This is a genomic window from Providencia sp. wls1922 (assembly GCF_009706505.1).
Lineage (GTDB): Bacteria > Pseudomonadota > Gammaproteobacteria > Enterobacterales > Enterobacteriaceae > Providencia > Providencia lanzhouensis.
The window spans coordinates 1-6276 of record NZ_WLUG01000041.1 but is presented as its reverse complement, the minus strand read 5'-3'; the positions used below and the strand labels follow the sequence as shown (position 1 = coordinate 6276).

General features: G+C 44.4%; 6 protein-coding genes. 2 read left to right on the top strand and 4 right to left on the bottom strand.

Annotation, left to right across the window (positions count from 1 at the left end; genetic code table 11):
* The 4 genes from polA to GKR71_RS02855 form a co-directional block, all read right to left on the bottom strand.
* On the bottom strand, window positions 1–2768 hold a 2768-nt coding region (gene polA / locus GKR71_RS02870), incomplete at its 3' end, for a DNA polymerase I (protein ID WP_154633917.1).
* A gap of 329 nt (window positions 2769–3097) precedes the next feature.
* Complete coding sequence (gene dsbA / locus GKR71_RS02865) at window positions 3098–3721, bottom strand: thiol:disulfide interchange protein DsbA (RefSeq protein ID WP_036948659.1); 624 nt, start codon at window positions 3719–3721, stop codon at window positions 3098–3100.
* A gap of 33 nt (window positions 3722–3754) precedes the next feature.
* On the bottom strand, window positions 3755–4756 hold the full coding sequence (locus GKR71_RS02860) for a serine/threonine protein kinase (protein WP_410431445.1): 1002 nt from the start codon (window positions 4754–4756) through the stop codon (window positions 3755–3757).
* Window positions 4757–5026: a YihD family protein gene (locus tag GKR71_RS02855; protein ID WP_006659561.1), complete on the bottom strand. Its 270-nt coding sequence runs from the start codon at window positions 5024–5026 to the stop codon at window positions 4757–4759.
* A 214-nt stretch (window positions 5027–5240) separates the two neighbouring features.
* Here GKR71_RS02855 and mobA point away from each other — a divergent pair, with 214 nt between their 5' ends.
* Together mobA and mobB are read left to right on the top strand one after the other, a co-directional pair.
* Window positions 5241–5834: a molybdenum cofactor guanylyltransferase MobA gene (gene mobA / locus GKR71_RS02850; RefSeq protein ID WP_036948657.1), complete on the top strand. Its 594-nt coding sequence runs from the start codon at window positions 5241–5243 to the stop codon at window positions 5832–5834.
* Window positions 5831–6276, top strand: a 446-nt coding sequence (mobB, locus tag GKR71_RS02845) for a molybdopterin-guanine dinucleotide biosynthesis protein MobB (RefSeq protein ID WP_154633916.1), incomplete at its 3' end; no start/stop codon positions are given. The genes mobA and mobB, both read left to right, overlap by 4 nt.

Sequence of the window (6276 nt, the reverse complement as noted above, 5' to 3'; positions counted from 1 at the left end):
TCCACTTTGAGAGGAACATCCAGCGTCATACTCTGCTCCATCAGCGCCTGAACCTTCGCTTGTACCTTCTCTAACTCGGACTCTTTGACTTCAAACACCAGTTCATCGTGCACCTGCATGAGCATATCTGCATCTGGTTTTTCGGTTTCGAGCCAATTATCTACTGCTATCATCGCTTTTTTGATGATATCAGCTGCTGTACCTTGCATTGGAGCATTGATCGCTTCGCGTTCTGCTGCTTTACGGCGCATGCCATTGCTAGATTTAATATCGGCAAGATACAATCTACGCCCTTCTAATGTCTCAACATAACCTTGTTCAGACGCTTGCAGGCGGGTATTTTCCATATAACGCAGCACACCTGGATAACGCTCAAAGTAGAGATCCATATAACGCTGCGCTTCTCCACGTGGGATGCCTAACTGGCGAGCCAAACCAAATGCACTCATGCCATAAATCAAACCGAAGTTAATCGCTTTTGCACTACGGCGTTGGTCGCTGGTGACTTCCTCTAACGGAACACCAAATACCTCGGCTGCGGTGGCTCTATGGATATCTTTCCCTTCCGCAAACGCCTTCAATAAGCCTTTATCTTGGGAAAGGTGCGCCATAATACGCAATTCAATTTGTGAATAGTCCGCTGCCATCACTTTGTAGCCATCACGCGCCACAAACGCTTGGCGGATACGTCGACCTTCTTCGGTACGCACTGGAATATTTTGCAAGTTCGGGTCACGGGAAGATAAACGTCCCGTCGCTGTTACTGCTTGGTGATAAGAGGTATGCACGCGATGAGTTTTTGGATTAATCATCAGCGGCAGCTTATCCGTATAGGTGGATTTTAGCTTCGCTAAGCTACGATGCTCTAACAGTAATTTTGGTAGTGCATGGTTTAATGCCAGCTCTTCCAACACTTCTTCGTTGGTTGAAGCAGCGCCACTTGGTGTTTTCTTGATAACTGGCAATTGCAGCTTTTCGAATAAAATCGTCTGCAACTGTTTCGGAGATGCCAGATTGAACTCTTCACCCGCTAACTCAAACGCCTGTTTTTCCAACTCCGCTAAACGCGCGGTGATCACCTGAGACTGCGCCCCTAATGCCGCCGCGTCAATCAGCACACCTTTACGTTCCATACGCACTAACACAGGCACCAACGGCATTTCGATATTTTGGAAAACGTGGGCTAATTTTGGCTCTGCTTCCAGTTGTGGATACAGCGCTTGATGCAGTAACAATGTCACATCCGCATCTTCCGCCGCATAATTTGCCGCTTGTTCCAATGGAATTTGGTTAAAGGTTAACTGCTTTTTGCCTTTACCCGCTATCTCTTCAAAACTCACGGTCTTATGGTTGAGATGGCGATCTGCAAGGCTGTCCATATCATGACGTCCCATGCCTGCCACACTGTTCAATACATAAGATTCCAACATAGTGTCAAACGCGATGCCTTTTAGCGAAATATCGTAATTTAATAACACTTCCGCATCGTATTTTAGATTTTGACCGATTTTGCCGATTTTCTCATTTTCTAAGATAGGCTTCATCGCTGCCAAAACGTCTTTTAAAGGCAACTGATCTGGCGCATCAAGATAGTCATGCCCGACAGGTAAATAGGCGGCATGACCAGCTTCGATAGCAAAAGACATACCCACTAAACGAGCTTCTTGGGTATCAAGGCTGTCAGTTTCTGTATCAAAGGCAAACAGCGTCGCTTCGCTGAGTTTTTTCACCCAACTATCTAACTGTTCTTTATCGAGAATTGTTTGGTAATTTTCAGCACATAGTGTTGGGACGGCAGGCTTAGATTTTGCCGCAGGCTGGCTTGCTGGTGCACGGTAACTTTCTGCGGCTTTAGTTGGTTTCCCCCCTTTGCCGTCCATCCAGCTACCATTTTCAACATCGGCCAACCAGCGTTTAAATTCATAACGGCTAAACAGTGAATGAAGTTTATCCGCATCCAGTTCCGTCACTTTGAGTTCTTCACACGGTTTTTCTAGCTCAACATCCGTTTTAATCGTCGCCAGTTGGTAAGATAACAGTGCGAGTTCGCGGTTTCCTTCCATTTTTGGTGCGAGGGTTTTAGAGCCACGGAAACCGAGTGGAGCAATCGCATCTAAGTTTTTATAGATGTCGTCTAAGCTACCAATACCTTGCAATAATGCTAATGCGGTTTTTTCACCGACACCCGGTACACCCGGAATATTATCGGATGAGTCCCCCATTAAGGCTAAAAAGTCGATAATTAGGCTTGGTGGAACCCCATACTTCGCTTCCACTTCTTCAGGACCTAAGATGGTGTTGGTCATTGTGTTGATCAGAGTGATATTCGGTTCAACCAACTGCGCCATATCTTTATCGCCCGTACTGATCAGCACTGGCATCCCTTTACTGCTGGCTTCACGCGCCAACGTACCGATGACGTCATCAGCCTCCACACCAGGCACCACTAGCAGCGGCAGCCCCATGGCTTCCACCATTTCATGCAATGGTGCAATTTGAGCACGTAAATCATCCGGCATTGGCGGGCGATGGGATTTGTAGCTTTCAAACAGTTCATCACGGAACGTTTTTCCCTTAGCATCAAAGACAACCGCCACATGACTCGGGGTATATTGCATGATTAGGCTACGCAGCATATTCAACACGCCATACATCGCTCCGGTAGGTTCACCAGCGCTGTTGGTCAATGGAGGGAATGCATGATAAGCACGGTACAGGTAGGAAGAGCCATCTACCAAAATAAGGGGATTTTCAGCAATCTGAGCCATAATCTGTCATCATCTTTTTTATCGGGAATGAATGGGGGATAGGATGCCACATTGTGGCTTCAGATACACCTTGAGATTCAATTTCCCGCTGAGTTATCCCATTTCTTATGCGATAACTTCCTGTGGATAACTTTGTGAGTAAAATTTAGTTATCTAAAGGATTCAATGAGTAAGAGAATTGCAAGAAGAAAACAATAAAATAAAATCAATAAGTTAGCTAATGAGGCTTTGATTTATCGCAAATCAGGGGGGATGGTCGAATTGTGGATATTGATAACGGACAATCAGTAAATAAAAAGATAGCGGCAAGTTGCCGCTATCTTCATTGATTATTTTTTGCTGACTAAGAAGTTCACAACTTTTGAGTATTCTTTAGCATAATCCTCTGCGTTATCGACAGAAATTCCGTTATTACGGATTTGATATTTACCATCGACGAATAACGCTGGCACGCCACGCAGTTTTAAATCTTGTGCGGCATTTTGTTGCTTAGCAACTAACGATTTCACGACGAAGCTATTCAGTGCTGCATCGTATTCTTCACCTGTTACACCCGCTTTAATAAACGCATTACGGATATCCGCAGGGGTATTGATCGTTTGGGTTTTCTGAATGCCTTCAAACAGAATTGGCGTCACTTTATCTTCAACTTTCAGCACCATCGCCACAGCCCACGCTTGAGTCATTTGAGCACCTAGAGGGCCTAAGAAATCAACGTGATAACGCGCTTTAGTGACACCTTCTGGCAGGTTTTTCTCTACCGTTTGTGGCACTTTGTAGATGCTTTCAAACTGATAGCAGTGTGGGCAGTAGAATGAGAAAAACTCCAGAACTTGCGGTAAGTCTTGTACCGGAGGCTTAACATCCGTGTACTCTTTACCTTCTGAATAATTTGCTGCCGCAGCACCAAAAGACATGGCAATACCAATCAAAGCCAACATGATTTTTTTCATAGAAAACTTTCTCCAAAAACATAGTCTTAAATATTAAAATTGCGGGTTCAATTGCAAAGGAGCATCTAACAACCGCTCAGTTTGCTGTGCAAACTCGATAGATTGCTTTTGCCAAAAATCAGCAGATTGGATCCAAGAAAATGCTTTCGGGAAAGCGGGATCTTGCCAGCGACGAAGGATCCATCCTAAATAATGCACCATTCGCATCGCACGTAGCGGTTCAATCAGCTTTAACTCACGTACATCAAAATCACAAAACTCGTTATACGCTTCTAATAACGTATCCAGTTGGATAATCTGCTCTTGGCGTGAACCATTAAGCAACATCCATAAATCTTGCACCGCAGGACCATTGCGTGCATCGTCAAAATCCACCAGCCACGCTTCATCACGCCACAAAATATTGCCAGGATGGCAATCCCCTTGCAGGCGAATAAAAGATTGTTGAGCAGGCCACAGGGCTTTAACTTGGGCAATCAACTTATCCAATGAATCTATCAATGGTGCTTTATCACGTTCAGTAATTAATGAACTGGCGGCGATAATATTTCTCGGTTGGTCAAGATACTCATCCACACCAAGAGTCGGACGAAATGCAAAGTTTCGCTGTTTACCGATTTGATGCACTCGTCCTAATAAATGACCGACACCCTCAAGCTGGAATAAATTATCCGTTTCATATTGGCGCCCTCCGATACTCGGAAAGAGTGCAAACATAAACCCACCAAACTCTAATACCGTTTGTCCGGCAAATTCTAAAGGCGCAGCCACCGATAAGCCTTCATCTTGTAGCTCAAGGGTAAAATCATGCTCTTCTTGAATTTGAGAACGGTTCCAGCGCTCAGGACGATAAAATTTCACCACATAGCGTTGGCGATTTTCATCCTGAAATTGGTAAACGCGATTTTCGTAGCTGTTAAGCTCTGTCAGCCCTGATTCTGGGTAAATCCCCGCTTCCATCAGCGCATCAAGGATCAAATCAGGGGAGATCCCACTAAAATGGAAGCTCGATTGTTCTGTTAAATCCATGTTCATTTAATCTTTTATGATGCCACGAGCACGTAGAATGGCCGTTTTAAAATCATCTTCGTAATCTTTTTGAATACCGGGGATCACCGCATTGCTGTCAGTGCCACGCATTTTTAGATGATAAATTAATACGTCGTCTGTCAGTTCAGATAAACTGCCTTTAAAACCCGCTTCATCTGCCAGTTTTTGCAGTAATTGCACTAAATTTAAATCTGAATTGTCCTTCCATACTGGATGCAGAAGTTCGATGACTTCATTTAAACGATGGCATTTCATGTTTATTCCTTATCACGAATATTCGATACAAGTTACCAATAATCCTACAAGAGAAAAAGGGAACAGTTGTCAATCTAAGTAAAGTTTAACCGTTTCTTGTATTAATATTCATTGATTTTATAGGAAAATAGAATAGATTTTAGCTGTTACTATACTCAAAAAACTACTTAAGTTCGTTAAAACATTTTCGCTAAGATTTTCAGAGATATTGAACATGTCATTTCGTCAGTCGATTACAGGCGTGATCCTCGCCGGGGGCAAAGGCACCCGCATGGGTGGCCAAGATAAGGGTTTAATTCCTTTATTGGGTAAGCCGCTATACCGCCATATTATTGAGCGTTTGCAGCCGCAAGTCGGTCAATTGATGATCAACGCTAATCGCCACCACGCAGAATATGCACAAAGCCAGCTGCCCGTTTTCACGGATTTAACCGCAGATTTTTCGGGTCCCTTAGCAGGGATGCAAGCTGCACTCCATCAGGTCACCACCGATTGGCTGTTATTTGTCCCTTGCGATGTTCCCGAATTCCCAACTGATTTAGCCGAAAAAATGTTTCGCGAAAAAGGCGAGCACCTTGCCTGCTACGCCTGCGATAACGAACGAGAGCACCCGACATTTACCCTACTCCATCGGTCTCTCCAGAAACCGTTGAATGATTACCTCGCAAGAGGAGATCGCAAACTGATGCTATTTATGCGTGAAATCGATGCAAAAGGCGTCATGTTTACCTCTGAAACCGGCACATTTGCTAATTTAAATACGCCGGAAGATAGCCGTAACTGGGAGTTACAACAAAAAAAATCATGAACCAGAACACGTTACCTCTACTCGGGATCACCGCCTACAGTGGCACCGGGAAAACTACTTTGCTCAAGAAAGTTATCCCTTTACTGAGACTACGTCATGTTCGTGTGGGCTTAATCAAACACACGCATCACGATATGGAAATTGATACGCCGGGCAAAGACAGTTATGAATTACGCAAAGCAGGTGCAGCCCAAACGTTAGTAGCCAGCAATCAGCGCTGGGCATTAATGACCGAAACCCCTGAATGCAATGAAATGAATCTGAACTATCTCGCTAGCCGCTTTGATCCTGCTTCGTTAGATCTGATTTTAGTGGAAGGATTCAAAAGTGAGCCCATCGATAAAATCGCGCTATTTCGATCCGATGTGGGTAAACCGCTAAACGGCTTAATTGACGAGTATGTCGTGGCGGTTGCCAGCGACGAAATTATTGATACCGACGT

Coding starts and splice junctions, on each gene's coding strand:
- dsbA (WP_036948659.1), bottom strand. CDS start 3,721: ATGAAAAAAATCATGTTGGCTTTGATTGGTATTGCCATGTCTTTTGGT.
- GKR71_RS02860 (WP_410431445.1), bottom strand. CDS start 4,756: ATGAACATGGATTTAACAGAACAATCGAGCTTCCATTTTAGTGGGATC.
- GKR71_RS02855 (WP_006659561.1), bottom strand. CDS start 5,026: ATGAAATGCCATCGTTTAAATGAAGTCATCGAACTTCTGCATCCAGTA.
- mobA (WP_036948657.1), top strand. CDS start 5,241: ATGTCATTTCGTCAGTCGATTACAGGCGTGATCCTCGCCGGGGGCAAA.